Consider the following 26014-nt stretch of genomic DNA (forward strand, 5'->3'; position numbering starts at 1 on the left):
GGATCACACATTAGGGAGTCCTCGTCTTGAAACGCACCACCACTTCGACATTGGAGTCTCGCATGGACACCACGAGAAAAAGTCTCTCCCGGCGGGGCTTCCTGCAGGCGTCCGCCGCCATGGCAGCCACTGCCGCGGGAGTGCCGGGGATCAAGAACCTCGTGTCCACGGCCCATGCCAAGGGATCGGCGCCCCAGGCGCCGATCTCCTCTCACTACACGGTCTGCGACATGTGCTTCAACCGCTGCGGCATGATCGCCCGGGTTCAGAACGGACGTGTCGTCAAACTCGACCCCAACCCGAAATTCCTGAAGTCCAGGGGCATGATCTGCGCCCGGGGCAATGCGGCCATCGAACAGCTCTACGACCCGGACCGCCTGAAGACGCCCCTGCTGCGCAAAGGCGAGCGCGGCGCAGGATCATGGCAGACCCTGACCTGGGACCAGGCCCTGGACCACATCGCGGAACAGTTCACGCGCATCGCCGAGAAGTACACACGCTGCGGGATCATGTTCTCCCCCGGATCGGACATGCAATCGCAATTCCTGAACCGTTTCGCGGAGGTGTTCGGCTCCTTCAACATCACCTCCCATGAAACCCTGTGCCTGCTGAGCAAGAACCGCGCGTATCTGGATACGTTCGGGGAAACGCCGTACGCCGATATCCTGTACACCAAATACATCATCATCGCCGGCGCGAACCCGTTCGAGGCCATCATCACGCCGGACACCATCGACCTGATGGAGGCCCGCAAGAACGGCTGCAAGATCGTCGTCCTGGACCCTCGCTACACCAAGACCGCGGCCCTGGCCGACGAGTGGTACGCCATCCGCCCCGGCACGGACATGGCCTTTTTCCTGGCCCTGACGAACGTGATCGTGGAGGAGCGCCTGTACGACCCCGCCTTCGCCGCGAAAATGCTCTTCGGCCTGGACGAGTACACGGCCCATGTCCGCCAGTACACGCCGGAGTGGGCCGCCGCGGAGTGCGGCATCCCGGCCGACGACATCCGCCGGATCGCCCGCGAAATAGCCGCGGCGGCCCCGACGGCCATGATCTACCCGGGAAGGCGCAGCTCGGACTACGAGGACTCCACGCAAATCCGCCGCGCCATGGCCATCGCCAACGCCCTGCTGGGCAACTGGGACGTCCCCGGCGGCATCCTGGCCGCCCGGGAAGTGGGCGTGCGGGCCCCGTATTTCGAAGTGCCCTGGTACGACGACAACCCCGAGGACCGCATCGACCACGGCATGGCCCCCGGCCTCATCCACCACGAGGGCTCGTTCAAGCTGATGCGCGACGCCATCATCAAGGGGGAGCCGTATCCCATCAAGGGCTGGTTCACCTTCAAGACCAACTTCATGCAGACGGCCGCCAATCGGCGCAAGACAATCGAAATGCTCGATCACCTCGACTTCGTGGTCAACGCCGACATCGTCATGAGCGACACTGCCTGGTATTCGGACCTGGTCCTGCCCTCGCCGAGCTTCCTGGAGCGCAACGACCCCGTCTCCGCCCTGCAGGGGTCGTCGGCCTGCGCCTGCGCCGTGTGGCGCGACGCCGTGGTCCCGGCCATGTACGAGTCGCGGGACATGCTGTGGATCTGCACGGAACTGTCCAAGCGCCTCGGGTTTCCGGAGAGCTTCAACTTCACCATCGACCAGTACCGCAAATGGCAGCTTGAAGGCATCCCCGAGGCCTACGAGGTCATCAAGCAGGACGGGGTCTACTACAACCCGAGCAAGGTGTACGGAATTTACTTCGACTCCCCGCTCAAGACCCAGGCCAAGAAAATCGAGCTCTTCAACCAGCGCTACGCCCACGAAGGCCTGGACCCCATGCCCGTGTACAAGGCGCCGCGCCGGAAGGACGGCACGTTCCGGCTGGTCGTCGGGCGCACGGCCTTCTTCACCCACAGCAACACCAACAACGCCCTGCTCATCGAATTCAAGGACGAAAACACCCTGTGGATGCATCCCGGACCCGCAGGACGACTCGGGCTGCGTGACGGGGAACGGGTGGAGGTGGGCAGCGCGGCAGGCAAGGTCGAACTCGCGCTGCGTCTCTTCGAGGGCATGGAGGAGGGCACGGTGTACATGGCCACGGGGTTCGGCGCCCTGTCTCCGGGGCAACCCCTGGTGCACAACAGGGGGGCCAGCATCGCCGAGGTCCTGGAAGACCATGCCGACTTCATCTCCGGGAACATGGCCATGCATGAAACCCTGGTCACGGTGAGCAGGAGGGGTGCCTGATGAAAAAATACGCCATGATCGTGGATTCTTCCGTGTGCATCGACTGCAAGGCCTGCATGGCTTCCTGCAAGGTGCAGAACGGTGTCCCCAAAGGCTACTGGCGGAACTGGATCAAGCACACCGAACCGGACTTCTCCCGGGGCAAGCTGACCCGCACCCACTTCCAGCCGGGCGGCTGCATGCAGTGCGACAACCCCACCTGCGTGCAGGCCTGTCCCAGCGGGGCGACCTGGAAAGACCCGGAGAACGGGATCGTCCACGTCAACGAGGCCCTGTGCATCGGCTGCGGCAACTGCATCAAGGCCTGCCCTTACGGGGCCAGATTCCGCCACCCCGAGAAACGCGTCCCGGACAAATGCGATTTCTGCTTCGGCTCCGGCCGGCTGGAACGCGGCCTGCTGCCCGCCTGCGTGGACACCTGCCCGACCAAGGCCAGGGTCTTCGGGGACCTGAACGACCCGTTGAGCGAGGCGTCGAGGCTCCTTCGCGAGAAGCCGACCGTGCGCGTGCAGGCCAAGGTCATCGATACCCTCCCGAACATCTACTATGTCGCGAGCACGGCGCCCGCGGACTGGCCCGCCACGGTAGACTTCCCGCCGGCGTTCCTGTCCATGGCCGCGGTGGTCAACCCCGTGGTCAAGGCCGCGGTGGGGCTGTCCGCCCTCGGAGTGGCGGTCATGTGGGCCAAACAGCTGTTGTCCCCCGACAAGGAGGAGAACGAACATGAACCGTCAGCCCCGAAGAAGGATTGAGGTGCACCATGAGCGATAGAATGATCCATCGGCACACCAAACTTGCCATCTTCATGCACTGGTTCAACGCGGGATGCTGGATCGCCCTGCTCCTGACGGGCCTCGGGCTGATCAAAAACGAGCAGCTGAATCCCCTCGGCGCCTGGTTTCCCGCCATGATGCGCTCCACCTTCGGCGGCGGCGAAAACCTGCTGGCCGTGCATCAGTACCTGGGTATGGTCTGGGCTGCGGCCTTCCTGGCCTACATGCTCTTCAGGCCGAGGGAGACCTGGGTCTTCCTGAAGGAGGTCTTCTCCGTGTCCCCGGCCAGCGACCTCCTCTGGCTGATCAAGATGAACCTCAAGATGACCGTCGGCCGGAAGGGCATGGAGCGCTTCGGCATGACGCCCGACCTGCCGCCCCAGGGTTTCTACAACTTCGGACAGAAACTGTTCGCCCAGGCCTCGGTGGTCGGGGGCGTCGTGATCGTGGTCACGGGCGTGACCATGTTCCTATCCACCCTGATGCTGGACGATGCCGATCCCGCGGCCTGGTCGCGCACGATCCACTACCTGACCGTGGGCCTCGTCCTGGCCGGGCTGCTGGTGCACATCTACATGGCCGCCATTTCCCGCGAGGAGCGGCCGGCCTTCCTGTCCATGTTCACCGGCAGCGTGTCCGCGCACTACGCCAAGCACCATCATCCGCTGTGGTACGCAAAAGTGGCCGGCGAAGAGAAAGACGGCGCAAGCGGCGTGCGGGAACCGGCATGAAGGACAAACGATCGTTCCAAGATACGATACAAACCTGCAAACACATGAGGAGCAAGGCAATGCGCAGACATCTTTCCCTGTTTCACGTTCTTGTGGTCGCGCTGCTGCTGGCGGCGCTTTCAGGCTGCGCCGGGGCCAGAGGGCAGAAAGGAGCGGCCGTCAAGCTCGACCCGGCCAAGGTTCCGAACCCCTATCACAGCCTGGTGGACATCGAGTTCGTCAAGCCGCTGGTCTTCGAGGCCATGCTGAGCCAAAAGGCGCCGACGAATTTCATGATCATCGACGCCCGGCCCAAACAGCCCCGCTATGACAAGGGCCACATCCCCACGGCCGTGAGTCTGCCCGACGCGCAGTTCGAGAAGATGGCCGCCTCCGTCCTCCCCGCGGACAAGAACACCCTGGTGCTCTTCTACTGCGGCGGGACGGCCTGCCCCCTGAGCCACCAGTCCGCCTGGAAGGCCGAGGCCATGGGCTACACCAACGTGCGCGTCTACCCCGGCGGGGACCCGGACTGGGAAGCCGCCGGCTACGAGGTCTGGACAGCCCGGGACGTTCGCACCCCCCTGCCGAAGCTCGACCCGGCCAAGGTACCCAACCCCTTCCACAGGCTGATCACCCTCGACCAGATCAAGCCCGCCGTCGCCGCCGCCATGCTGTCCACCACGCCCCTGACCGACGTGATGATCATCGACTCCCGCCCCAAACAGCCCCGCTACGACCAGGGGCACATCCCCACGGCCGTGAGCCTGCCCGACAGCCAGTTCGACAAGATGGCCGCGCAGGTGCTCCCGCAGGACAAGACCACCAAGCTCATCTTCTACTGCGGCGGAACCTCGTGCCCCTTGAGCCATCAGTCCGCCTGGAAGGCCGAGGCCATGGGCTACACCAACGTGCACGTCTACCCGGCCGGCGACCCGGAATGGGTGGAAAAGGGCCTCGTGGTCTGGACGGCCGAAGGCGCCGCCCAGGCTCCCGCCCCGGCCAAGGCCAAGACCGAGGCGCGCCCGACGACCCTCAAGGCCGGCAAGGTCGAAGGCAGCATCGACAACGCCTTCTTCGCGGAACTCGTCAAGACCAACGTGGGCAGCATCCAGCTCATCGACGCCCGCTCGGCGACCGAGTACGCCGCGGCACACATCCCAGGTTCCGTGAACAAGACCGTGGACGTGCTCGAAAAGGAAATCGCCACCTTCACGGCGGAAAAGCCCATCGTCTTCGTCTGCTCCACCGGAGCGCGCAGTGGCGAGGCGTACTACATGTTCAAGGAGATGCGCCCCGACCTGAAGGACGTGTACTACGTGGACGCCACCGTCGATTTCGCCCCGGACGGTTCGATCACGATCAAGTAGCCGCACCCATTGACCTAACCTGCCATCCTGCCGTCTCGTCCTGCACAGGGACGGGACGGCAGGATACCTTCAGGCGCGGTCGATTACGGACTGAGGGGGCTGGGAACGTGGACCGTGCACATTTCGGTCAGGCCGGAAAAGGAGGACGCAATGGGACTTTCAGGCAGATCATGCGCTTTTTTTCTGACTCTGGCCGCCATCATTCTGGCCTCGACCGCCCTGGCGGGCGGAGAGGAAGAGTCCCCCCTGTACGCCCGGGCCAGAGCGGTGGCCGAACGGGACGGCTACAAAACCATCACGACGGACGCGCTGCGCGAGCTTCTCGGACAGGATCGCGCCGCGTTGCTGGTCGACGTGCGCTTCGACTACGAATACGCCGAGGGACACATCCCCGGCGCCGTGAACATGCCCGTGGACCTGAGCGACCGGGGCGACCTCTCCGGCGACCGCCTGCAGGCGTTCCGAAACGTTCTGGGGGAAGAGAAGGACCGACCGATCATCATCTATTGCCGCGATTTCCGCTGAATGCTCAGCGAAATCGCCGCAGCCTGGGCCGTGCGCCTGGGGTACACCAACGTAAGCCGCTACCCGGCCGGCTACCGGACCTGGAAGGAAGAGGCGCGGACAACCGCCCCGGATGCAATTCCCTCCGGCACCCAATGACCGGCGCCATCGCCCCTTCTGCTTTTTGCCGCGTATGGCGTTGACCCGACGCCTGCGCCCTGATGCGGATCGACGCCAGACACCGCGAGCGTACGGGCAAAGACCATTACCCGGCGATTTCTCAGGAATTCCACATGTCGGCCGGCTACGTCGTGCCTGAGGGAGGCGCCTTCTCAATAACCACCGCAGGCGTGGATTCCGAGATTTCAGCCACCACCTGCCACACCCTGATCAGACTCATTCCGACCATGTTCAGCGGCTGAGATGAGGAGGGAGAAGCGGGCGAATGGAAAATGCACGAATAACGCCGATCATACCCCTCCCGATAAAAGTGCAGCGTTCAGCTGCATGGTGAAGCGTGGCCCATGCTCCTGGAGAAGCGCAGCAACGGCGAGTTTGTTTTGCCATGGCGGGCGCGATGGTGTATGCTCGAATCGAAGTCCGGCATGGTCGGCGTGACGGATGCGTGTCCTGCGCCGCATCCGGACCGACAGGGCAATATCCGGACCAAACTCCCACCAAGCGAGGCACACGATGGACAAACCCTCCCCGACATGCGCGTGCGGCATGAGCCGCAGAAAATTTCTGGCCGCAACCTCCAGCGCCGCCCTGCTCTTCGCCCTGGGCGGCCTGCGCGGTGCGGCCTGGGCGGCCCCCTTCGAACTGCCCCCCCTGCCCTGGGCGGAAAACGCCCTGGAGCCGGTCATCTCGGCCAAGACCATCGGCTTCCATTACGGCAAGCATCACAAGGGGTATCTCGACAACCTGAACAAACTCGTCGCCGGCACGGAGTTCGAGGGCATGCCCCTTGAAAAGGTCGTCGCCGCCACTGCGGGCAAGGCCGACAAGGTGGCCGTCTTCAACAACGCCGCCCAGACCTGGAACCACACCTTCTACTGGAACAGCCTGTCACCCAAGGGCGGCGGCACGCCCCCGGCCGGGCTCAAACAGAAGATCACGGATTCCTTCGGCGACATGGACACCTGCCTGAAGGAACTCTCGGCCGCCGCCGTGGGGCGCTTCGCCAGCGGCTGGGCCTGGCTGGTGTCCGACGGCGGCGCCCTCAAGGTCATCAACACCATGAACGCAGACACGCCCCTGACCTTGGGCCTCACGCCCCTGTTGACCATCGACGTATGGGAGCACGCCTACTACCTCGACTACCAGAACCGGCGTGCGGACTACGTCAAGGCCGTACTGGAGAAGCTCGTCAATTGGGAGTTTGCGGCCAAGAATCTGGGCTGACCACGGTTCTGCCAAAAAGTGGTCGCGCCTTGTCCCGCCGGGCGGGACAAGGCGCGACCGGGCAGACTGGGGCCTCATACTCGCCGATGATCTTGACCAGCACGCGCTTGCGCCTGCGCCCGTCGAACTCACCGTAGAAGATCCGCTCCCAGGTCCCGAAGCCGAGCCGCCCTCGGTCACGGCCACGACGACCTCGCGCCCCATGATCTGACGCTTCATGTGCGCGGCGGCGTTGTCCTCGCCGACATTGTGCCGCTACTGGCCCCACGGGTTCGTGGGGAGCGAGCCTCTCCAGCCGCTTCTTCTAGTCGTGGAGCAGGCCGGACTCGTCGTCGTTGATGAAGACCGAGGCCATGATGTTGATGAAGGCCCGACGCGCGGGCGGATTCAAGCCCGCCCGAGGCGGTGAGACGCAAACTCGGGAGGCCCATGGCGTTGACCTGACGCCGCTTCCCGGATATTGGTAGGACCAATTTCCATTCCAACCAAGGAGCAGCCCATGACCTACATTCCCGTCGGCGGACTGAACGTCGCAAAGCCCCTCTATGACCTCATCCGTGAACAGGTCGCGCCCGGAACGGGCGTGGCGGACACCGATTTCTGGGCATCCCTGGAAACGATCCTGCGGGACCTGACCCCGCGCAACGAGGCGCTGCTGGCCAAGCGCGACGATCTGCAGAAACGAATCGACGCCTGGCACCGGGAACGCGCGGGCCGGCCCCATGACCCCACGGCCTACAAGGAATTCCTCGCGTCGATCGGCTACGTCGTGCCCGAGGGCGGCCCCTTCTCCATCGCCACCGCGGGCGTCGACCCCGAAATCTCGACCATAGCCGGCCCGCAGCTCGTGGTGCCCGCCACCAACGCCCGCTACGCCCTGAACGCCGCCAACGCCCGCTGGGGCAGCCTGTACGACGCCCTCTACGGCACGGACGTCTTGCCCGAGGACGGCGGCGCGACCCGAACCGGCAAGTACAACCCCGTGCGCGGCGCCAAGGTCATGCAGTTTGCCGCCGCATTTCTGGACAAGGTGCTGCCCCTGACGGCAGGCAGCCACGCCGACGTCATCGAGTACCGCACCCGGACGGAAGGCGGACTGGAGGTCTTCGAGGCCGCCCTCCCCGGCGCCGTCAGGGGCCTGCGCAACCCGGCGGCCTTCGCCGGCTACGCGCCCGGCACCCTGCTCTTCAGCAACCACGGCCTGCACATCGAGCTGTGCATCGACCGCGCCCACCCCATCGGCTCGGCCCACCCCGCAGGCCTCAAGGACGTTATCCTGGAGGCGGCCGTGACGACCATCGTGGACTTCGAGGACTCCATCGCCGCCGTGGACGGCGATGACAAGGCCCAGACCTACGCCAACTGGCTGGGCCTGCTGCGCGGCGACCTGCAGGCCGCCTTCGACAAGGGCGGCAGGACCGTCTGCCGCAGCCTGAACCCCGACCGCGCCTACACCGCCCCCGACGGTTCGATCCTGACCCTGCCCGGCCGCAGCCTCCTGCTGGTCCGAAACGTCGGGCACCTCATGACCACGGGCGCCGTGCTCCTGGACGGCCGGGAAGTCCCCGAGGGCATCCTCGACGCCATGGTCACGGGCCTCGTCGCCCTGCACGACCTCAAGGGCCTCGGCTCCCTGCGCAACAGCCGCGCCGGCAGCGTCTACATCGTCAAGCCCAAGATGCACGGGCCCGAGGAAGTGGCCTTCGCCTGCGAACTCTTCGACCGCGTGGAGGACGCCCTGAACCTCGGCCGCCACACCATGAAGATCGGCATCATGGACGAGGAGCGCCGCACCTCGGTCAACCTGAAGGAGTGCATCCGCGCGGCCAAGGACCGGGTCATCTTCATCAACACCGGCTTCCTGGACCGCACGGGCGACGAGATCCACACCAGCATGGAAGCCGGGCCCATGGTGCCCAAGGCGGCCATGAAGAACCAGCGCTGGATCCTGGCTTACGAGGACTGGAACGTGGACACGGGCCTGGCCTGCGGCTTCTCGGGCAAGGCCCAGATCGGCAAGGGCATGTGGGCCATGCCCGACCGCATGCGCCAGATGGTCGAGACCAAGCAGGCCCATCCCCTGGCCGGGGCCAACTGCGCCTGGGTGCCTTCCCCGACGGCCGCGACCCTGCACGCCATGCACTACCACGAGGTGGACGTCTTCGCCCGCCAGGCCGAACTCGCCGGCAAGGCCAGGGCCTCCCTGGACGACCTTCTGACCCTGCCGCTGCTGGACGGGAAACTTACGCCGGAAGAAATCCAGCGCGAACTGGACAACAACTGCCAGGGCATCCTGGGCTACGTGGTGCGCTGGGTCGACCAGGGTATCGGCTGCTCCAAGGTGCCCGACATCACGGACACGGGCCTCATGGAGGACCGCGCCACCCTGCGCATCTCCAGCCAGTACCTGGCCAACTGGCTGCACCACGGCCTGTGCACGCCGGAGCAGGTCCTCGAGACCCTCAAGCGCATGGCGGCCGTGGTCGACCGCCAGAACCACGGCGACCCGGCCTACCGCCCCATGGCCGCGGACTTCGAGGCCAGCGTTGCCTTCCAGGCCGCCAAGGACCTCATCTTCAAGGGCATCCAGCAGCCGAGCGGCTACACCGAACCCATCCTGCACGCCAGGAGACGGGAGCGCAAAGCCAGAGACCTCAAATAAGACTCCACAACGCGAAAGGGGCGGAATTTCCGCCCCTTCGCCGTTACAGCACCCGCCGCGCCTCCTGCCACAGGATCGAGCACCCGACCCCGCCGAAAATCAGGCCCACGCCCCCGTCGATCCACCGGGCCAGGCCCGCGTACATGGAGCGCATGCGGCCCGTGGACAGGAAGAGGGCCAGGAGCGTGAACCAGGCCGTGACGATGACGATGACCTCTGCGCCGTAGATCCAGCGCACCGCGCCGGGCGTGTCCGGGGTCATGAACTGGGAGAAGATGCTGAGGAAAAAGAGGGCCGCCTTGGGGTTGAGCAGGTTGCACCAGAACCCCTCGCGCCAGCCGCGAAAGGGGGAATCCTTGGACCCGGCCGGCACCTCCTCGACGCAGACATCGGGCATTTCGGACTTCCGCGCCACGAGGCAGCGCGCCGCGATGTAGAGCAGATACAGCGCACCGCAGATCCTGATCAGCCCGAACACGGCCGGGCTCGACGCGATGACCAGGGCCAGCCCCAGCACGGAGTAGACCACGTGGACCACCAGGGCCGACCCGATGCCCAGGGCCGTCATGACCCCGGCCATGCGCCCGCGCGAAAGGCTGTTGCGCAGGACCATGAAAAAATCCGGCCCCGGCGCCACGGCCACGGCCACCCCCACGGCAAAAACCTGCAAAAACCCGCTCTCCACCGCATATCCTCCTGAAATTCAAAATTCCCTGATTGTCGTTCCGTAGGGGCGGCCCTGCGTGTCCGCCCGACCGCGTGTCCGCCCGACCGCGTGGCCGCCCGACCGCCCGACCGCCCGGCCGCACACCGGGATTGGGCAGGCACACAGGCCTGCCCCTACGGTTGCACCGGGCATTCTGTTTATGCAGACCTCACCAGCCGCACATGATTGTCGTTCCGTAGGGGCGGCCCTGCGTGGCCGCCCGACCGCCCGGCCACCCCGACCGCCCGGCCGCACACCGGGATTGGGCAGGCACACAGGCCTGCCCCTACGGTTGCACCGGGCATTCTGTTTATGCAGACCTCACCAGCCGCACATGAAACCTGCACGTCCTGTCCTGGGCCAGCACCGCCGCGCCCCCGACGTCCACGAACCATGCCGACGTAAAGCTTCTGCGGTCCGCCGTCCACAGCCACAGATACCTGTCGCCGAACGGGCGATGGCAGAACTCGCCCAGTTCCTGCCCGGGCCGCAGCAGCGACACGGCCTCATCCACCGTGGGCATGCGCCAGCCCTCCGCCGCCACGGCCTCCCGCCGCGTCAGGGCCAGGCCCTCGTCCCAGGTCATGGGCCAGGGCGAGACGGGCCCCCAGACCAGGCCCGTGCAGCGGTCAAGCCACCCGTCCGCGATCTCCTCCAGCTTCGCTTCGTGGAACTTCCACGGCCTGCACAGCCCGTCCAGAAAGACGAAGGGACAGGACTCGGACACCCCCGAGCGCACGGGCTCCTTCCGCAACGCGCCCAGGACTTCGCACTCGGTCTCGCGCAGCACGCAGTCCGCGCCGGAGCGCCTGTCCAGGTCAGCCTCCAGGGCAGCGAGGGCCGTCTGCATGGCCGGCGCGTCGGCGAACCGCTTTTCGCGGTCCGCGGCCAGTGCGCGACCAAAAAAATCCTTCCAGACATCGGAGAAAAGCTCCGTCTGCGCGATGCCTCCCTCGGGCAGCAGGCCCGTCAGCAGCCGGTGCAGGATCACGCCCACGGAATAGAGGTCTGACCTGGCGTCGGCCGTCTCGGGCCGCGCCTCCTGTTCCGGCGCAGCGTAAAAGGGCGACCCGACCTTGAGCCCCCGTGGCCTGGCCCACGGCTCCCCGCGCAGCCGCGAAAGGCCCATGTCGATGAGCCGGACCGTGCCGTCGGCGCCGAGCATCAGGTTGGCCGGTTTGACATCCAGGTGCACGATGCCCCGGTCATGCAGATACCCGAGCCCATCGAGGGTCTGGCGCACGAAGTCCAGGGCCGTCCGCGGCGGGACGGTCCGCGTCGGCGCCTCCACGATCCGGCCCTCGCCGATGAGGGAGCCGACATTCATGCACAGGTATTCGAGGACCATGAAGGGCCGCCCCCGGTCCTCGTCAAGGTCCCAGACAGGGGCGATGTTGCGGTGGTCGCACCCGGCCAGGATGCGCGCCTCGCGCAGGAAGGCCTCACGCACGGCTTCCGCGCCCATGAGATCCACGAGAATCTCCGGCGGTTCCAGGAGCTTCAGGGCCATGACCCGCCCGAGCTCGCGGTGCCGGACCTTGAAGACCCGGCCCATGCCGCCGCGTCCCAGAGGGCCGAGGACGGTGTAGCGACCGATGTCCATCACCACAGCCTCGACCCGTAGAACTCGGGAAAGCCGCGCTCGCGGATCTTCGCCACGGTGGCGGCGATGTCGTAGGGCACGAAGCGCACGTCCACGGTGTCCCCGTCCGTGTCCCAGAGGAGATATTTCGCGTTGTTGTTGCCGTCGCGGGGCTGGCCCACGCTGCCGGCGTTGACGATGCAGGGCCTGTCCGCGAGGCCGAATCGGCCCGCCCCGAGTTCGCGGCGTTCGATCCCCGAGCCGTCCCGGAACAGCAGCATCAAATCGTGGGTGTGACCCACGAAGGTCAGGGGTTCGCCCCGGTCGAACCAGGACGCCAGGCGGTCATCCGCGGCCTGGAACAGGTAGGTCGTCACGCTGTCGGGCGGGAACCCGTGCACGAAACGTGCTCCCGCAAGCAGGATGAAGCGCGGCAGGCCGGCGATGAAGGTCAGGCTGTCCGCGGAAAGAAGGCTTGCGGTCAGGGCCAGGCCCTTTTGGGCCGTGGGGTTGAACCAGGACCGTTCGGACCGGCTGACGATGCCGAGTTCGTGGTTGCCGAGACAACAGCGCGCCCCCCGCTCGCGCACGGACCGCAGCACCTCGTCGGGGTTGGGCCCGTAGCCGACCATGTCGCCCAGGCACACGACCTCGTCCACGGCAAAAGCCGCCATGTCCGCCCAGACCGAGGTCAGGGCTTCGAGGTTGCCGTGAATGTCCGAAAGAATCGCAACGAGCATGCATTCCCCATGCGCCGAAGGCCGAGCCGCCTCTTTTCATTTGTCCCGGAGGGTGTTAAGCGGACGCTCAACCCAACCGGGAAGACATTCAAACACCGCCATCATTCCAATAAATTAGACGCTCAAGGAACGACCATGATCCGCAAATACATCCTCGTATGCCTCTTCGTCCTCTGCCTGTCCTCGCCCGCCTCGGGCGCGACCCTCGGCGACGTCACCCTGCCCGACACGGTCACCGAAAGCGGGACGGAGCTGAAGCTCAACGGCATGGGCATGCGCACCTTCACCTTCTTCGACGTCTACGCGGCCGGCCTGTACCTCGCCTCGCCCGCGGGCGACGCGGCGGCGATCCTGTCCGCCGACGGGCCGCGGGTCATGACCATGCATTTCCTGCGCGAGGTCGGGGCCGAGAAGATCGCGTCGGCCTGGCTGGACGGCCTGACCGCAAACACCCCGGCAGCCGACGCGTCCCTGAAGGAGCGCTTCGCCAGGCTCGGCGCCATGATGGAGACCCTGGACAAGGGCCAGACCCTGGAATGCGTCTACGTACCCGGCAAGGGCACGACCATCCGGGTGCGCGGCCAGGCCAAGGGCATCATCGAAGGGAAGGACTTCAGCGACGCCCTGCTGGCCTGCTGGATCGGTCCCAAGCCCGGGCCGGGCGAAAAATTCAAGGCCGGCATCCTCGGCCGACGCTGACACGAGGCGCCCACCGGGCGCCTTTTTCATTTCCGGTTCCAGGGGAAATAACGGCTCACGGCCTCCCAGGCGTAGCGCACGCCGCGCACGACAAACAGGCCGAGCACCGTCAGCAGGGCTGCGTTGGTCCTGGCCGCCTGCACCGCTGACTCCTGAAAATAGGACTTGGCCTGCCTGTACTCCTCCTCGACGGGAGTGACCACGGGCGCAGCGGCGTCGGACTCATCCTTCTCCACCGGCACAAGGGCCCCCTTCTTCTCGTCCATCACATCTTTCTCCCTATGAATTCGCCCACCAGGCGATTGAAGGCATCCATATCCCCGCGCGCACCGTAGCGCAGGGCCACATACGCTTCCGCGATCTCACGCGCCGCCGGCCCGAACTCCGGACGCTCCAGGCCGATGCGCCCGGCGTAGTCCACCGGGCCCTCCGAAGGCCGTCTGGGCAGCCCTGCCCGCTCCATCGCGCGGCAGAACCGGGCGTACAGGACGGTGACCGGGTCCACATCGGCCCGCCGCGAGCGCAGCATGAACCAGAAGACCGTCCCCAAAACGACCGCCAGCCCCAGGGCCAGCAGGCCCGCCAGCTTCCCGGCCCCGGCGCGGGTCGACGGGTCGAGGCCCAGACGCTGCCACAGGCTGCGCTGCCTGTCGTGGCTGTAGCCCAGCACCCACTGGTTCCAGGAGTTGTTGGCCGCGTCCCAGCCCAGCTGGAAAAGGCGCCCCACACGGCGCAGGGCCCGCAGCCCTTCGGGCACCGCCTCGCCCTGTCCCTGCGGGGCGGTCACGGCCTCGGCGCCCACGGACAGCCGCTGCGGGGCGACAACGGAGGTCGGGTCCACCCGCAGCCAGCGCCCGTCCTCCCAGACCTCGACCCAGGCGTGGGCGTCGGACTGGCGGACGATGAGGTACTGCCCCATGGGGTTGAACTCCCCGCCCTGGTACCCGACCACCACCCTCGCCGGCACGCCGGCGCTCCGCAGCAGGAAGGTCATGGCCGAGGCGTAATGTTCGCAGTATCCCAGGCGGGAGGCAAACAAAAACTGATCGATGATGTCCCCTTCCATGGCTCCGGGCTGCAGGCTGTACATGAAGCCGCCCTCGCGGAAAAGGGCCAGGGCGGCCTCTATCAGGCCGCGTGTCCCACGGCCCTCGCCCTTCCAGCGCTGGGCCAGCTCCCGGGCCCGGGGGTTGCCGTCCTCGGGCAGGGCCGTCCATTGCGGGCCAGCAGGCTCGACGGAGGGCGCCGCCGGGGCGGAGACGAGGTCAAAGCGCATGCGGGAACGGACCAGGCGCAGGCTGACCAGGGTCCGGTCCGAACGCAGCACGGTCCCCCGCGGGGCGATGACCGGCAGGTCCAGGGCGAAGAGCCATTCCTTGCCGTGAGGCTCCACGGTCAGGGCGTACTCGGTCCGGTCCGGCGGAAGCTCGGCGGTCTTTTCGGCCGCTTCGAAAGGCAGGTCCCGGAACCATTTGCTCCCGTCAAAGGAGTCGAGCACGAGTCCGCGCCAATACAGGCCGTCGCGGTCCGGGGCCGGGCCGAAGAAGTCGACGCGGAAGGCGACTTCGCCGGACAGGGACAGGCTGGACACGGAACCCGGCTCCAGGGTGTCGCTGAAGCCCGTCACGCCCTCGTCGCGGTCGTCCTGCACGCCCCACAGGGCGCCGGGCAGACGGGGGAAAAAGACGAAGAGCAGCAGGGCCAGGGGCAGGGACTGGGCCAACAACACCGCGCCACCGCGCAGATCCGGGGCCAGGGTGGGCCGGGCCGAGTGCAGGTGGACCAGGGCCGCGGTCACGGCCAGGACCGAGAGGATCATGTACGCGCTCATGAGCAGGCCCTGGGAATAGAGCACGTTGGTCACGACCACGAAATACGCCAGGAAGAGAAGGGCCAGCATGTCCCGCACGGACTTGCTCTCCACGGCCTTGAGCCCGAGCATGAGGGACAGCAGGGCCACGCCCTCGTCGCGGCCGAAGGAACGGCCGTAGTAGGCGAAGACCAGGCCCAGGCAGCCCAGGGCCAGAATGACGCGCAGCCAGCGCGGCGGCACGGGCCAGCCGCGGTACTGCATGCCCAGGGCGTAGCCCCAGGCCGCGCAGACGAAACCGGCGACAAAGGCCGGGACGCGCATGAGGTGCGGGGCGAAGGCCACGGCCAGGGCGGCCAGGACCACGCTGAAGCGCCGCTTGTCATGGATCATGCGGCCTCCGGCAGGAGGGCCAGGGCCTCCAGACAGCGGTGGGCGTGGGCGGCCCCGCTGCCCGGCTCGATAAAAAGGGTCGGCAGCCGCAGTCCGTAGCCCAGGCCCCGGCGCTCGGCCTCGCGCACCAGCCCGGCCAGAAGGCTGATGCGCTCCTCGTATTCCGAGGCCCGGACCTCGTCCCAGTCGAAGACCAGGGTCCGCGCCACGCCCGAACGGTACTCCTTGGCGAAAAGGCCCAGGCCACGGGCCGAGGCCTTCCAGGAGATGCGCGACGGCCCGTCCTGGGGCTGATAGGGCCGGATGCCGCCGAACTCGCCCGACTGGGCCACGGCGCCAAGCCCCCCGTCCTCCCCAGAGCCCTGCATGAGGTGCCAGTCCAGGGCGTCCACGGGCAGGAGCCGCGGGTAGACCAGGCCCGTCACGGGCAGGATGAGGGGCGACCAGGCCCGGAAGAGGCCCAGGGGATAGCGGGTGCTGACAACCACCTTGTCCAGGGGCAGCCGGCCTCGCCGGGTCGTGGGCACAGCCAGGTCCAGCTCGCGGCCCTCGCCCGCGGCCAGGGACATTTCGGCCGCGGTCAGGCCGACCCGCACCTGCAGACGCCTTCGCTCACGCCCCGCGGCGCGGAACATGAACTGCAGCCGCGCCTCCTCGCCGCAGTAGGCCGGCAGGAGCCGCCCGTACTCCAGTTCCAGCCCGGCGAGGTTGGCGTAGGCATGGATGGCCGAGACCACGGCCACGCTGCCGAGGATGAAGGTCAGCAGGAAGGCGAGGTTGTTGGTGTAGTTGATGGCCGCCAGGAGCATGGCCAGGAGGAAGGCGCCGAAGACCATGCCGGCCCGGGTCGGCAGGATGAAGACCCGCTTGCGGTCCAGGCGCGCGGGCAGGTCGGCCCGCAACCGGGCCAGCACGAGGTTGCGAAAGAAACGTGGCAGAACCATGCGCCGCTCCCGGCCCCGTCAGGGGATGGGCACCGCGTCGAGGACGGCGGCCATGTCCACGGGCGTGCCGCCGGCCGGGCGCAGGCGGTGCACGGCCAGGCTCGGGAACACGGCCTGCACGTCCTCGGGCAGGACGTAGTCGCGGCCGTCGAGGAAGGCCCAGGCCCGGGAGGCCCGCACCAGGGCCTGCCCGGCCCTGGGCGAGAGCCCGTTGACGAAGCGCCCGCCGGCCCGCGTCCACTCCAGCAGGTCGCGCACGTAGCGCAGGAGCGGCGTGCTGGTGCGCACGTGGTCCGCGCGCTCCTGCAGGTCAAGGATCTCGTCGGCGCCGGTCACGGCCTCGGGCAGCACGGGCCGCCCGGCGTTCTGGCTGCGGCCCAGGAGTTCCAGCTCCGAGTCCAGATCCGGGTAGCCCAGGCTGATGCGGAAGAGGAAGCGGTCCAGCTGGGACTCGGGCAGCGGGTAAGTCCCGGCCTGGTCCAGGGCGTTCTGGGTGGCCAGGACGAAGAAGGGCCGGGGCAGCAGGCGCGTGCTGTTGTCCAGACTGACCTGCTGCTCCTCCATGACCTCAAGCAATGCGCTCTGGGTCCGCGGCGTGCCACGATTGATCTCGTCGGCCAGGAGCACGTTGGTGAAGACCGGGCCGGGGTGGAAGACGAAGGAGGCCTCGGCCGCGTCGAAGACCGAGACCCCCAGCACGTCGGCCGGCAGGAGGTCGTTGGTGAACTGCACCCGCTTGAAGTCCAGGCCCAGCACCGTGGCCAGGGCCTTGGCCAGGGTGGTCTTGCCGATGCCCGGAATGTCCTCGATGAGCAAATGCCCCCGTGCCAGGAGGCAGGCCACGGACAGGCGCAGCTGCATCTCCTTGCCCAGGACCACGCCGCCCAGCAGATCCAGGGCCTTCTTCAGGGTGCCGTTCACTAGGCCCCCAGGAGCTGGCCCATGGAATAGAGCCGGCCGGGTTTCTGGCCCGAGAGCCAGATGGCTGCTCGCAGGGCGCCGCGGGCGAAGTTCTCGCGGGAGTGGGCGCGGTGGGTGACCTCGATGCGCTCGCCGGGACCGAAGAAATAGACCGTGTGGTCGCCGACCACGTCGCCGCCGCGCAGGGCGTGTACGCCGAGCTCCTCGTGGGGCCGGGCGCCGATGATGCCCTGGCGGCCGTAGTTGCCGACATCCTCCATCTTCCAGCCGCGGGACTCTGCCAGGACCTGGGCCAGCTTCACGGCCGTGCCGCTGGGCGCGTCCTTCTTGTGATGGTGGTGAATCTCGGTGATCTCCATGTCGTAGGCCTCGCCCAGGATGCGTTCGAGCATGGGCAGGACGCGGACCAGAGCGTTGACGCCGATGGACATGTTCGGGGACCAGAAGATCGGCGTATCCCTGGCCAGGGTCTCCAGCTCCGCCAGTTGCCCGGCCGAGAGGCCGGTGGTGCCGATGACCACGGGGTTGCCGGTTTTGGAGGCCTTGCGGGCCGTGGACAGGCTCACTTCCGGGGCCGTGAAGTCGATGACCGTGGCGCCCGGACTGGACGGCAGCAGGTCCTGCAGGTCATGGGCCACGGGGCAGCCCAGGATCTCCAGCCCGGCACTGAACTCGGCCCGCTCCACAACCCCTCGCACGCTGAAATCGTCGGATTCCATGGCCAGGCGGACCAGGGTGGAGCCCATCCTGCCCTTGGCGCCCATGATGATGACTGGAATGCTCATGTGTCTGACTCCTGTGGTGTTAGTGCCCGACTGCGCCGATGAGACGCAGATATTCGTCTTCCTGCAGGACCGCGGTCCCGAACTGCCGGGCCTTGGCCGTCTTGGCGGCCCCGACGTTCTCGCCGCAGACCAGGTAGTCGGTCTTGGCGTTGACGGCGCTCTGCACCAGGGCGCCGAGGGCCCGGGCCTGCTCCTGCATGTCCTCGCGGGAGCCGCGCATCTTGCCCGTGAAGACCACATGCTTGCCCGCCAGGGGGCTGGCGGTGGCAGTTTCCGTCGCCTGGGCCGCACCCGTGGGCCGGATGTTGAAGCCCAGGTCCAGCAGGTGCCGCAGGGTCGGGGCCAGCCGAGCCAGGCCGGTCGCGATGGACCGGGCCGTGATTGCGCCGAAGCCGCGGACGGCCTCGATGCGCTCCTGACCGACGTCCGGCAGCTCCTGCAGGCGGAAATTCTGGAGCAGCTTGCGGCTGTCGCCCTTGCCCAAATCCTCGATGCCCAGGGCGGCCAGGAAGCGCCAGTCCTCGACCTCGCGGGTGCGGCTCAGGTACACGGCCTCGGCCAGATTGGCCGACTGCACGGGGCCGAAGCCCATGGCCCGGAAATCCTCCTCTCCCAGTTCGTACACCCGTTCGAGGCTGTCATACCCCGAACGGACCATTTTTTCCACGGTTTTGCGGCCGAACCAGTCGGCGTTGCCCAGGGTCTTGAACCAGTGCTCGATGGTCTGCACGACCTGATCCGGACAGTGCTCGTTGCGGCAGAGCAGAAAATCGTTCTCGCGCGAGAGGGCCGCGCCGCAGGACGGGCAGGCTTCGGGCAGATGCGCCGGGGCTGGGACGAGAACCTCCTCGACCTTGGGGATGACCTCGCCGCTGCGGATGATCTCGATCTCGGCCCCGGTCCCCAGGCCCTTCTTCTCCAGGAACCCGGCGTTGTGGGCCGTGACGCGGCGTATGGTGGCTCCGGAGACGTTCACGGGGCTGACCATGAGCACGGGCGTGACCTTGCCCGTGCGGCCCACCTGCCAGACCACGTCCTCGACCTCGGTCACGGCCGTCTCGCCCTTGCGCTTGACGGCGATCTGCCAACGGTAGTGATGGCTGGTGGCGCCCATGGTGCGGCGCACGTCCTCGTCCGTGACCTCGACCACCAGGCCGTCCTGCGGGTAGTCGACCTGCGCCGAAAGCTCGGCCCATATCCCGTCCAGGCGGGCCAGCAGTTCCTCCCCGTCCACCACCTCGTTCGGCAGCTCGCTGTACGGCACGAAATGCACGGCCTCGTCGGCCAGGGCCCTGGCGGCCAGTTCGTTGACCGTGTCCGAGGACACGATGCCGACCACGAGGTTGCGCGGGTGTTCGAAGGCATCGGACAGGTGCTCGTCGAAATAGCTCTGCAGGATGACCATCTCGCCCACGCCCCGGCCGCGGCCGCCCAGGGGGATCATGCCCTTGGCGAAGGCCGAGCTGACCTCGTAGCCGGACTCGCCGTTGCCGCGCGTGACGAAGAAGGTGCCGTCGTCGCGGCCGGCCAGGCCGTCGAGCTTGGGAGTCACGCGATAGCGGACGTTCGCGATGCCGATCTCCCCGGCCTCCTTCTCCACGCGGGCCACGAAGCGCGCCAGCTCCTCGGCCGTGTAGGCCTTGTCCGTGGACAGCATGGGCGCGGGGTGGCGGATCTCACGCTTGCCGGCGAAGGTCTCGGGCTCCACGCGGTGCAGGAAGGGGTGCTCGGGAGCCAGCTCCCGCAACCGCCCGATGAGCTGGTCGTACTGCGCGTCGGTGACAACGGGCGCTCCGCGGCGGTAGGCCTCGTTGTACTCGGCCAGGCGCTCGGCCAGGCGGTCGGCCTCGGACGGCAGGTTCAGGGGCAGGCTCATGCCTCGCCTCCGGCGTCCCGGCCTGCAGCCTGCAGTCCGGGGAAATTCTCGGGCGGCCCGACCGCCACCAGGGTGTCGCCGGCCTCGATGACCGTTTCGGGATGGGGGTTGAAGGTCATCTTCCCGGAGGCCTTCTCGATGCCGATGATCATGAGATTGAAGCGCGGCCGGATGCCCGAGGTGATGAGGGTCGTACCGACCAGCTCCGAGCCGGGCCGGATCAGGATCTCCTCCATCTGCAGGTTGTGGCCCTGGGTGGCCAGTTCCATGAAATCGGTCACCGTGGGCCGCAGCATGACCTGGGCGATGCGCTTGCCGCCGATCTGGTGCGGGGTCAGCACGCGGTTGGCACCGGCCCGTTCCAGCTTGGCCACGGATTCGGGCCGGTCGGCGCGGGCGATGATGGTCAGCCGCGGGTTGAACTGGCGCGAGGACAGGGTGATGTAGACGTTCTCGGCGTCCTGGCTGACGCAGGCGAACAGCCCCTTGGCGCGCTCCACCCCGGCCGCCAGGAGGAGCTCGTCGGTGGTGGCGTCGCCGGCCAGGAAGAGGTGCCCCTCGCGCTCCAGCTCGAAGAGCAGGTCGGGATCCTTTTCAAGGACGACCACGGGCAGGTCCTCCCGCCGGAACTCAGCGGCGATGACGGCCCCGATGCGCCCGAAGCCGCAGATGATGTAGTGGTCGTCCAGAGAGTCGATGATCTTCTGCACCTTGCGTTTCCCCCATAAGTCGTGGAGGCGCCCCTCGACCACGACCTGCGTGAAGGCGCCCACGAGATAGGCGAAGCTGCCCACGCCCATGAGAATGAGAAAGGAGACCATGAGCCGCGCCCTGTCCGAGAGGGGATGCAGCTCCATGTACCCCACGGTGGAAAGGGTCATGACCACCTGGTAGAAACTGTCCAGCAGGTTCCACCCTTCCACCACCATGAAAATGAACAGCCCATAAATGAAGACGCCCAGCAGAAATCCGGCGCCGAGCACCAGCGGGAAAAAGGAGCCGAAACGGAACTTCACGGTCTGGTACAGACCGGTGAAACCCCTCAGGCCGGCGGAACATCCGGGCAGGAAGCGGCGCAGGAACGAACTGCGCAGTGAGCACGTGTTCATGGTCGTGTCGCCTTGGAGCCTTCCAGGCCGTAGCGTTTTTCCAGGCTCTTGATGCGGTCCCGGATGCGCGCGGCCTCCTCGAATTCGAGCATCTCCGCGGCCTTGCGCATTTCGCGGGCCAGCCTGGCCACTTCCCTGGCCGCGTTGTCCGGGCCTGGATCGTACTCCGCGGTCCGCTCGGCCGCCCGCTCCTGCTCCTTGATCTCCTGGTGCAGGTCGTACAGCACGTTCTCGGACTTCTTGCGGATGGACTGCGGGACGATGCCGTGCTCCTCGTTGTGGAGGGCCTGGCGCTCGCGCCGCCGCCGCGTCTCACCCATGGCCTCGGCCATGGAGCGGGTCACGTTGTCGGCGTAGAGCAGGACCTTGCCCCGCACGTTGCGCGCGGCCCGGCCGAAGGTCTGGATCAGGGACCGCGTCGAGCGCAGGAAGCCCTCCTTGTCCGCGTCCAGAATGGCTACCAGAGAGACTTCCGGAATATCAAGGCCCTCGCGCAGCAGGTTGATGCCCACGAGCACGTCGAACTCGCCGGCGCGCAGGGCCTGGATGATGGCCACGCGCTCCAGGGTGTCGATGTCCGAGTGCAGGTAGCGGGCCCGCACGCCCCTGGCCTGCAGGAACTCCGTCAGGTCCTCGGCCATGCGCTTGGTCAGGGTCGTGACCATGACCCGCTCGCCCGCCGCTATGCGCTCCAGGCACTGACCCATGAGATGGTCCATCTGGCCCTTGGTCGGCACGATCTCCATCTCCGGGTCGATGAGGCCCGTGGGCCGGATGATCTGCTCCACGACCACGCCCTGGGCCCGCTCCAGCTCCCAGGGCCCCGGCGTGGCCGAGACGAACACGGTCGTGCCGATTCGCTCCAGGAACTCGTCGAAACACAGGGGGCGGTTGTCCAGGGCCGAGGGCAGGCGGAAGCCGTAGTCCACGAGGGTCTGCTTGCGCGAGCGGTCGCCGTTGAACATGCCGCCGACCTGGGGCACGGAGATGTGCGACTCGTCCATGAAGAGCAGGAAATCCTTGGGGAAATAGTCCAGCAGCGTGGCCGGAGGCTGCCCCGGACTGCGGCCGTCGAGGTGCAGGGAATAGTTCTCGATGCCGTTGCAGTAGCCCAGCTCCTCGATCATCTCCAGGTCCAGCTGGGTCTTCTGCTCCAGGCGCTGGGCCTCGACGAGCATGTTGTTGGCGCGGAAATATTCGAGGCGCAGCCGCAGCTCCTCGCGGATGTCGCTCATGGCCCGGGCCAGGTTGTCGCGGTCCGAGACGTAATGGCTGGCCGGGTAGATGACGGTCTTCTGCACCCGCGACAGGATCTCGCCCGTCAGGGGGTCCGTCTCGTAGATGCCGTCGATCTCGTCGCCGAAGAACTCCAGGCGCAGGGCCTGCTCGTGCTCGTAGGCCGGGATGATCTCCAATACGCCCCCGCGCACGCGGAAGGTGCCGCGGTGCAGGTCGTAGTCGTTGCGCTCGTACTGCACGTCCACCAGCCGCCCGATGACCGACTCCATGGACACGGCCTGGCCGCGCTCCACCGGGATGACCATCTTAGCGTAGTACTCGGGCGAGCCCAGGCCGTAGATGCACGAGACCGAGGCGACGATGATGACGTCGCGCCGCGTCAGCAGGGCGTGGGTCGCGGCGTGGCGCAGCTTGTCGATGTCCTCGTTGATGGCCGAGTCCTTCTCGATGTACGTGTCCGAGTGCGGCAGGTAGGCTTCGGGCTGGTAGTAGTCGTAATAGCTGACGAAATACTCCACGGCGTTGCGCGGGAAGAGCCCCTTGAACTCGTTGTAGAGCTGTGCCGCCAGGGTCTTGTTGGGGGCCATGATCAGGGCCGGCCGCTCCGTGCGGGCGATGACGTGGGCCATGGTGAAGGTCTTGCCCGAGCCGGTCACGCCGAGCAGGACCTGGTCGCGCACGCCCTGCGCCATCCCGGCGCAGAGGGCGTCGATGGCCGCGGGCTGGTCGCCGCGCGGGACGAATTCGGATTCAAGCTGAAAGAGGGACATGCGTACCTGCACGCCGCGCTGCGGGCGCGGCGCCGAGAGGGGCTATCTGGGACGGATGCCCAGCACGTTGGGCGCGGGCCAGAAGTTCCGGTTGCTGCCTTGAAAGAAGTCGGACTGGTATTCGCCGACGAAGCGCCCGACATAGCCGGCCACGTCGACGTACATGGCCGCGTCGGCCCCGCCCTCGACGTACATGGCGCCGATGAGGTCCAGGGGCAGGTCGAGAAGGGCCTGGGCGAACTCGTGCAGGGTCACCTGCGGCCGGCAGTGGATGAACAGCACGCGGTTCGACGCGTCCATGCCGATGGCCGCGGCCGAGTGGCGGCGGTCGTTCTGGGTCCAGAGGTTCTCCCGCTCGCGGCTGATGAGGCGGTAGTTCTGGATGATGCCGTCGTAAGCCGTGAGCACGGCCTCCCAGTCGGGGTCGAGCTTGCGGTCCACCCAGCGCACCCTCGGCAGGGAGGCCTCCCGGGGCTGGAAGGCCAGAAACGCGCCGTAGCCCGGATGCAGGAAGTCGCTGACCAGGACATCGGAATCGCGCATGTAGCCGGTGCTGCGCAGGCGGTCGTCGGAGCGGAACATCCCCGCGTTGATGGCGGCCACGAAACCCGAAAGCCTGGCCCAGTCCTGCATGCTTCGCATCTGTCCCGTTTTCAGGGCCGCGCCCAGGGCCAGGTCGTAGCGGGCCGGGTCGATGCGCAGCACGGCCATGCCGCCCTGCTGCCCCGCCAGGTCGCCGACCTGGTCAGGGATCAGGAATTCGCGCAGCTCCAATCCGGGCGCCAGCATCCGCCATTCCTCCGCGTGCAGCGCGGAGGCCGTGGCGCAGAACACCAGGAGGGAGACGAGGGCGCGAGGGAGAAAGGCGAACATGCAGGAGACTCCGTTGGGCGACGGTGGCCGGATGCCGATACATTCCACAGAAGCGGAATCATTTCAAGCAGAACCGCTCCGCCGGCATTGAAGCCCGTGCCGAACCGTGCTAGACAGCCAGGAAAATCGACGCCAACGCCTGCTCACGGAGGAAGGTCTCATGGAGATAGTCCGCAAGGAACCGCAGTTCCCGTCGCCCTGTCCGCGCGGCCATGTCGCCACCGTCTGCATCCGGGCCTTCAAGGGCCGCAAGGAGGTCCTGGTCCACCTTTTCCGGCCGCAGTGGGACCCCGCAGAGGAGGGAGGCTACCCGTGGGCCGAACTCGTGCGCGAGGACGCCGCCGGCGGCCGCGGCAACAGCCGCGAAGTGCTGATGGAGTCCTTCACGGCCGAGGAGATGGACCGGATCGTCGAGTACCTGGCCGGCCGCTACGCAGAGCGCCTGACCCGCATCACCACCAACGTCCTCGAATTCCCCCTGCCCGGCGGCCTGCTGCCCCTGCGCTCCATGCCCGAGGGCAAGGACATCGGCCGCATCCGCTTCGAAATCGTGCCGGGCTATCCCCTGTCCTTCACCGTGCACGGACTGTACGACCTGAGCCAGCACAAGCCCATGGACCCGGGCGGCACCCAGGACTAATCCGCTTCGCCCTCAAATGCCTGCCGCAGGAGGCGGAACAGGGCGCGTCCGTTCTTGGACGGCTTGCCTGCCTCCTTCTCGGCGGCCGCCAGGCGCGCCAGGCGACTCAGCTGCTGCGGGTCCAGCCCGAAGCGCCCGACCAGCTCCGTCAGCACCTCCCGGTCACCGCCCACCAGGGCGTCCCGCCACTCTTCGATCTGATGGAATTCCTCGGCCTGCTGGTACCGGAGCTGGTCCAGCTCATCCATGGCCTGGCGCAGGGGCTCCGGGTCGACCTTGCGCATGACCGTGCCGATGAACTGCAGCTGGCGCCGCCGGGCCTCCTTGTCCTTCAGGGTGTGGTAAAAGCGCACGGCCTCGGCCAGGTCCTCGGGCAGGCCCAGGCGATCCAGCTGCTCGGGCGCCAGCTCCAGGAGGCTCTCGCCGAGCTTCTGCAGGGCGACCATGTCGCGCTTGCGCTGTGACTTGCTGGGCCGGCCTTCCCAGTCCTCTTCATTTCCATAGACAAATTCGGTCATGTTGGACTCCGTAAAGTTCGTTCAGGGCCGCCCGCAGACCAGGCCGCCGTCGCGCAGGGTCCAGGCCCCGCGCAGGAAAGGCAGCTCCAGGGCCGCGCGCAGCCGGGAGAGAAATTCGACCCTGGGCACCTCGAACCCGCCGAAGCGGAGCATGTGCGCCGTGGTCTGCTGACAGTCGAAAAGCGTGAAGCCCGCGCGGTCCAGGGCCCGCATGAGGGTCGCCAGGGCGGCCTTGGAGGCGTCGGGCTCGCGGTAGAACATGGATTCCCCGAAGAAGGCCCCGCCCATGGCCACCCCGTAGAGCCCGCCGACCAGTTCGCCGCCGGACCAGGCCTCGACGCTGTGGGCGAAGCCCAGCTCGTGCAGGCGACAGTAGGCGGCCAGCATCTCGGGCACGATCCAGGTCCCGTGGGCCCCGCGCCGGGGCGTGTCGGCGCAGAGGCCGATGACCCGCTTAAAGGCCGTGTCCAGGGTGAAGCTGAAGCGCCCCTGACGCAGGATGCGCTCCAAACGCCGGGGCACGTGGACCTTCGAAGGTTCGAGGATGAGGCGCGGGTCCGGGCTCCACCACAGGATGGGCGCGTTCTCGCTGTACCAGGGGAAGATGCCCTGGCTGTAGGCCATGAGCAGGCGCTGGGGCGAGAGGTCCCCGCCCACGGCCAGCAGCCCGTCCTCGTCGGCGTGGGCCGGGTCGGGGAAGACGGGCTGGGCGTTCAGGGCGAAGACGGTCATGG

Annotated in this window: 25 protein-coding genes and 1 pseudogene; 11 read left to right on the top strand and 15 right to left on the bottom strand. The window is 67.2% G+C overall.

Annotation, left to right across the window (positions count from 1 at the left end; genetic code table 11):
- Positions 1–62: 62 nt before the first annotated feature.
- The 8 genes from ACZ5AC_RS10275 (at position 63) to ACZ5AC_RS10310 (ending at position 7013) form a co-directional block, all read left to right on the top strand.
- Positions 63–2252 carry a molybdopterin-containing oxidoreductase family protein gene (locus ACZ5AC_RS10275; protein ID WP_464247527.1) on the top strand — a complete coding sequence of 730 codons (2190 nt, stop codon included), beginning with the start codon at positions 63–65 and terminating at the stop codon, positions 2250–2252.
- Positions 2252–3004, top strand: coding sequence for a 4Fe-4S dicluster domain-containing protein (locus tag ACZ5AC_RS10280; protein WP_464247528.1), 753 nt, complete (start codon positions 2252–2254; stop codon positions 3002–3004). The genes ACZ5AC_RS10275 and ACZ5AC_RS10280 overlap by 1 nt, the downstream gene beginning before the upstream one ends.
- A gap of 8 nt (positions 3005–3012) precedes the next feature.
- Positions 3013–3756 carry a formate dehydrogenase subunit gamma gene (locus ACZ5AC_RS10285; RefSeq protein WP_464247529.1) on the top strand — a complete coding sequence of 248 codons (744 nt, stop codon included), beginning with the start codon at positions 3013–3015 and terminating at the stop codon, positions 3754–3756.
- A 59-nt stretch (positions 3757–3815) separates the two neighbouring features.
- Complete coding sequence (locus tag ACZ5AC_RS10290) at positions 3816–5105, top strand: rhodanese-like domain-containing protein (protein WP_464247530.1); 1290 nt, start codon at positions 3816–3818, stop codon at positions 5103–5105.
- Positions 5106–5255: 150 nt separating this feature from the next.
- The gene (locus tag ACZ5AC_RS10295; RefSeq protein ID WP_464247531.1) at positions 5256–5630 is read left to right on the top strand and encodes a rhodanese-like domain-containing protein; all 375 of its coding nucleotides are present in this window, start codon (positions 5256–5258) and stop codon (positions 5628–5630) included.
- Positions 5631–5768, top strand: a complete 138-nt coding sequence (locus ACZ5AC_RS10300; RefSeq protein ID WP_464247532.1) for a hypothetical protein — start codon at positions 5631–5633, stop codon at positions 5766–5768.
- Between the two features lie 134 nt (positions 5769–5902).
- Complete coding sequence (locus tag ACZ5AC_RS10305) at positions 5903–6031, top strand: hypothetical protein (RefSeq protein ID WP_464247533.1); 129 nt, start codon at positions 5903–5905, stop codon at positions 6029–6031.
- A gap of 271 nt (positions 6032–6302) precedes the next feature.
- A complete protein-coding gene (locus tag ACZ5AC_RS10310) occupies positions 6303–7013 on the top strand; it encodes a superoxide dismutase (RefSeq protein WP_464247534.1) in 711 nt (236 codons plus the stop codon).
- Between the two features lie 79 nt (positions 7014–7092).
- On the opposite strand, the pseudogene ACZ5AC_RS10315 reads toward ACZ5AC_RS10310, so the two are convergent.
- Positions 7093–7404: pseudogene (locus ACZ5AC_RS10315) on the bottom strand (secondary thiamine-phosphate synthase enzyme YjbQ); the annotation flags it as partial.
- Between the two features lie 108 nt (positions 7405–7512).
- Here ACZ5AC_RS10315 and ACZ5AC_RS10320 point away from each other — a divergent pair.
- Positions 7513–9675: a malate synthase G gene (locus ACZ5AC_RS10320; protein ID WP_464247535.1), complete on the top strand. Its 2163-nt coding sequence runs from the start codon at positions 7513–7515 to the stop codon at positions 9673–9675.
- A gap of 43 nt (positions 9676–9718) precedes the next feature.
- On the opposite strand, the gene ACZ5AC_RS10325 is transcribed toward ACZ5AC_RS10320, so the two are convergent.
- The 3 genes from ACZ5AC_RS10325 to ACZ5AC_RS10335 all read right to left on the bottom strand — a co-directional run bounded on the left by ACZ5AC_RS10325 (position 9719) and on the right by ACZ5AC_RS10335 (position 12703).
- Entirely contained in the window at positions 9719–10360 is a 642-nt protein-coding gene (locus ACZ5AC_RS10325) for a LysE family transporter (protein WP_464247536.1), read from the bottom strand.
- Positions 10361–10691: 331 nt separating this feature from the next.
- Positions 10692–11984 (bottom strand): protein kinase domain-containing protein, encoded by a 1293-nt coding sequence (locus tag ACZ5AC_RS10330; protein ID WP_464250611.1) that lies wholly within the window; start codon positions 11982–11984, stop codon positions 10692–10694.
- Positions 11984–12703 (bottom strand): metallophosphoesterase family protein, encoded by a 720-nt coding sequence (locus tag ACZ5AC_RS10335; protein ID WP_464247537.1) that lies wholly within the window; start codon positions 12701–12703, stop codon positions 11984–11986. The genes ACZ5AC_RS10330 and ACZ5AC_RS10335 overlap by 1 nt, the downstream gene beginning before the upstream one ends.
- 135 nt (positions 12704–12838) lie before the next feature.
- Between ACZ5AC_RS10335 and ACZ5AC_RS10340 the strand changes: the two genes are divergently transcribed.
- Positions 12839–13402: a chalcone isomerase family protein gene (locus ACZ5AC_RS10340; RefSeq protein ID WP_464247538.1), complete on the top strand. Its 564-nt coding sequence runs from the start codon at positions 12839–12841 to the stop codon at positions 13400–13402.
- A gap of 26 nt (positions 13403–13428) precedes the next feature.
- Here the strand turns inward: ACZ5AC_RS10340 and ACZ5AC_RS10345 are convergent, their stop codons facing one another.
- The 9 genes from ACZ5AC_RS10345 to ACZ5AC_RS10385 are packed head-to-tail and all read right to left on the bottom strand — an operon-like array spanning position 13429 to position 24122.
- Positions 13429–13668 carry a hypothetical protein gene (locus ACZ5AC_RS10345; protein WP_464247539.1) on the bottom strand — a complete coding sequence of 80 codons (240 nt, stop codon included), beginning with the start codon at positions 13666–13668 and terminating at the stop codon, positions 13429–13431.
- Complete coding sequence (locus tag ACZ5AC_RS10350) at positions 13668–15605, bottom strand: transglutaminase TgpA family protein (RefSeq protein ID WP_464247540.1); 1938 nt, start codon at positions 15603–15605, stop codon at positions 13668–13670. The genes ACZ5AC_RS10345 and ACZ5AC_RS10350 overlap by 1 nt, the downstream gene beginning before the upstream one ends.
- A complete protein-coding gene (locus tag ACZ5AC_RS10355; RefSeq protein ID WP_464247541.1) occupies positions 15602–16549 on the bottom strand; it encodes a DUF58 domain-containing protein in 948 nt (315 codons plus the stop codon). The genes ACZ5AC_RS10350 and ACZ5AC_RS10355 overlap by 4 nt, the downstream gene beginning before the upstream one ends.
- 18 nt (positions 16550–16567) lie before the next feature.
- Positions 16568–17470, bottom strand: coding sequence for an AAA family ATPase (locus ACZ5AC_RS10360; protein WP_464247542.1), 903 nt, complete (start codon positions 17468–17470; stop codon positions 16568–16570).
- Positions 17470–18255: a 4-hydroxy-tetrahydrodipicolinate reductase gene (gene dapB, locus ACZ5AC_RS10365; protein WP_464247543.1), complete on the bottom strand. Its 786-nt coding sequence runs from the start codon at positions 18253–18255 to the stop codon at positions 17470–17472. The genes ACZ5AC_RS10360 and dapB overlap by 1 nt, the downstream gene beginning before the upstream one ends.
- 19 nt (positions 18256–18274) lie before the next feature.
- Entirely contained in the window at positions 18275–20131 is a 1857-nt protein-coding gene (locus ACZ5AC_RS10370) for a BRCT domain-containing protein (protein WP_464247544.1), read from the bottom strand.
- The gene (locus ACZ5AC_RS10375; RefSeq protein ID WP_464247545.1) at positions 20128–21240 is read right to left on the bottom strand and encodes a potassium channel family protein; all 1113 of its coding nucleotides are present in this window, start codon (positions 21238–21240) and stop codon (positions 20128–20130) included. The genes ACZ5AC_RS10370 and ACZ5AC_RS10375 overlap by 4 nt, the downstream gene beginning before the upstream one ends.
- Positions 21237–23249: an excinuclease ABC subunit UvrB gene (gene uvrB / locus ACZ5AC_RS10380; RefSeq protein ID WP_464247546.1), complete on the bottom strand. Its 2013-nt coding sequence runs from the start codon at positions 23247–23249 to the stop codon at positions 21237–21239. The genes ACZ5AC_RS10375 and uvrB overlap by 4 nt, the downstream gene beginning before the upstream one ends.
- Positions 23250–23291: 42 nt before the next feature.
- Positions 23292–24122: a phosphodiester glycosidase family protein gene (locus ACZ5AC_RS10385; protein WP_464247547.1), complete on the bottom strand. Its 831-nt coding sequence runs from the start codon at positions 24120–24122 to the stop codon at positions 23292–23294.
- A 160-nt stretch (positions 24123–24282) separates the two neighbouring features.
- Here ACZ5AC_RS10385 and ACZ5AC_RS10390 point away from each other — a divergent pair, with 160 nt between their 5' ends.
- The gene (locus ACZ5AC_RS10390) at positions 24283–24762 is read left to right on the top strand and encodes a hypothetical protein (protein ID WP_464247548.1); all 480 of its coding nucleotides are present in this window, start codon (positions 24283–24285) and stop codon (positions 24760–24762) included.
- On the opposite strand, the gene yjgA is transcribed toward ACZ5AC_RS10390, so the two are convergent.
- Positions 24759–25280, bottom strand: a complete 522-nt coding sequence (gene yjgA / locus ACZ5AC_RS10395) for a ribosome biogenesis factor YjgA (protein ID WP_464247549.1) — start codon at positions 25278–25280, stop codon at positions 24759–24761. The genes ACZ5AC_RS10390 and yjgA overlap by 4 nt on opposite strands.
- A gap of 21 nt (positions 25281–25301) precedes the next feature.
- Complete coding sequence (gene aat, locus ACZ5AC_RS10400; protein WP_464247550.1) at positions 25302–26012, bottom strand: leucyl/phenylalanyl-tRNA--protein transferase; 711 nt, start codon at positions 26010–26012, stop codon at positions 25302–25304.
- Between the last annotated feature and the right edge of the window lie 2 nt (positions 26013–26014).

This window comes from Desulfomicrobium aestuarii (genome assembly GCF_055385525.1).

Coding starts and splice junctions, on each gene's coding strand:
- ACZ5AC_RS10295 (WP_464247531.1), top strand. CDS start 5,256: ATGGGACTTTCAGGCAGATCATGCGCTTTTTTTCTGACTCTGGCCGCC.
- ACZ5AC_RS10330 (WP_464250611.1), bottom strand. CDS start 11,984: ATGGACATCGGTCGCTACACCGTCCTCGGCCCTCTGGGACGCGGCGGC.
- ACZ5AC_RS10335 (WP_464247537.1), bottom strand. CDS start 12,703: ATGCTCGTTGCGATTCTTTCGGACATTCACGGCAACCTCGAAGCCCTG.
- ACZ5AC_RS10305 (WP_464247533.1), top strand. CDS start 5,903: ATGTCGGCCGGCTACGTCGTGCCTGAGGGAGGCGCCTTCTCAATAACC.
- ACZ5AC_RS10275 (WP_464247527.1), top strand. CDS start 63: ATGGACACCACGAGAAAAAGTCTCTCCCGGCGGGGCTTCCTGCAGGCG.
- dapB (WP_464247543.1), bottom strand. CDS start 18,255: ATGAGCATTCCAGTCATCATCATGGGCGCCAAGGGCAGGATGGGCTCC.
- ACZ5AC_RS10390 (WP_464247548.1), top strand. CDS start 24,283: ATGGAGATAGTCCGCAAGGAACCGCAGTTCCCGTCGCCCTGTCCGCGC.
- ACZ5AC_RS10340 (WP_464247538.1), top strand. CDS start 12,839: ATGATCCGCAAATACATCCTCGTATGCCTCTTCGTCCTCTGCCTGTCC.
- yjgA (WP_464247549.1), bottom strand. CDS start 25,280: ATGACCGAATTTGTCTATGGAAATGAAGAGGACTGGGAAGGCCGGCCC.
- ACZ5AC_RS10350 (WP_464247540.1), bottom strand. CDS start 15,605: ATGATCCATGACAAGCGGCGCTTCAGCGTGGTCCTGGCCGCCCTGGCC.
- ACZ5AC_RS10385 (WP_464247547.1), bottom strand. CDS start 24,122: ATGTTCGCCTTTCTCCCTCGCGCCCTCGTCTCCCTCCTGGTGTTCTGC.
- ACZ5AC_RS10285 (WP_464247529.1), top strand. CDS start 3,013: ATGAGCGATAGAATGATCCATCGGCACACCAAACTTGCCATCTTCATG.
- ACZ5AC_RS10310 (WP_464247534.1), top strand. CDS start 6,303: ATGGACAAACCCTCCCCGACATGCGCGTGCGGCATGAGCCGCAGAAAA.
- ACZ5AC_RS10280 (WP_464247528.1), top strand. CDS start 2,252: ATGAAAAAATACGCCATGATCGTGGATTCTTCCGTGTGCATCGACTGC.
- ACZ5AC_RS10300 (WP_464247532.1), top strand. CDS start 5,631: ATGCTCAGCGAAATCGCCGCAGCCTGGGCCGTGCGCCTGGGGTACACC.
- ACZ5AC_RS10375 (WP_464247545.1), bottom strand. CDS start 21,240: ATGAACACGTGCTCACTGCGCAGTTCGTTCCTGCGCCGCTTCCTGCCC.
- uvrB (WP_464247546.1), bottom strand. CDS start 23,249: ATGTCCCTCTTTCAGCTTGAATCCGAATTCGTCCCGCGCGGCGACCAG.
- aat (WP_464247550.1), bottom strand. CDS start 26,012: ATGACCGTCTTCGCCCTGAACGCCCAGCCCGTCTTCCCCGACCCGGCC.
- ACZ5AC_RS10320 (WP_464247535.1), top strand. CDS start 7,513: ATGACCTACATTCCCGTCGGCGGACTGAACGTCGCAAAGCCCCTCTAT.
- ACZ5AC_RS10355 (WP_464247541.1), bottom strand. CDS start 16,549: ATGGTTCTGCCACGTTTCTTTCGCAACCTCGTGCTGGCCCGGTTGCGG.
- ACZ5AC_RS10370 (WP_464247544.1), bottom strand. CDS start 20,131: ATGAGCCTGCCCCTGAACCTGCCGTCCGAGGCCGACCGCCTGGCCGAG.
- ACZ5AC_RS10345 (WP_464247539.1), bottom strand. CDS start 13,668: ATGGACGAGAAGAAGGGGGCCCTTGTGCCGGTGGAGAAGGATGAGTCC.
- ACZ5AC_RS10290 (WP_464247530.1), top strand. CDS start 3,816: ATGCGCAGACATCTTTCCCTGTTTCACGTTCTTGTGGTCGCGCTGCTG.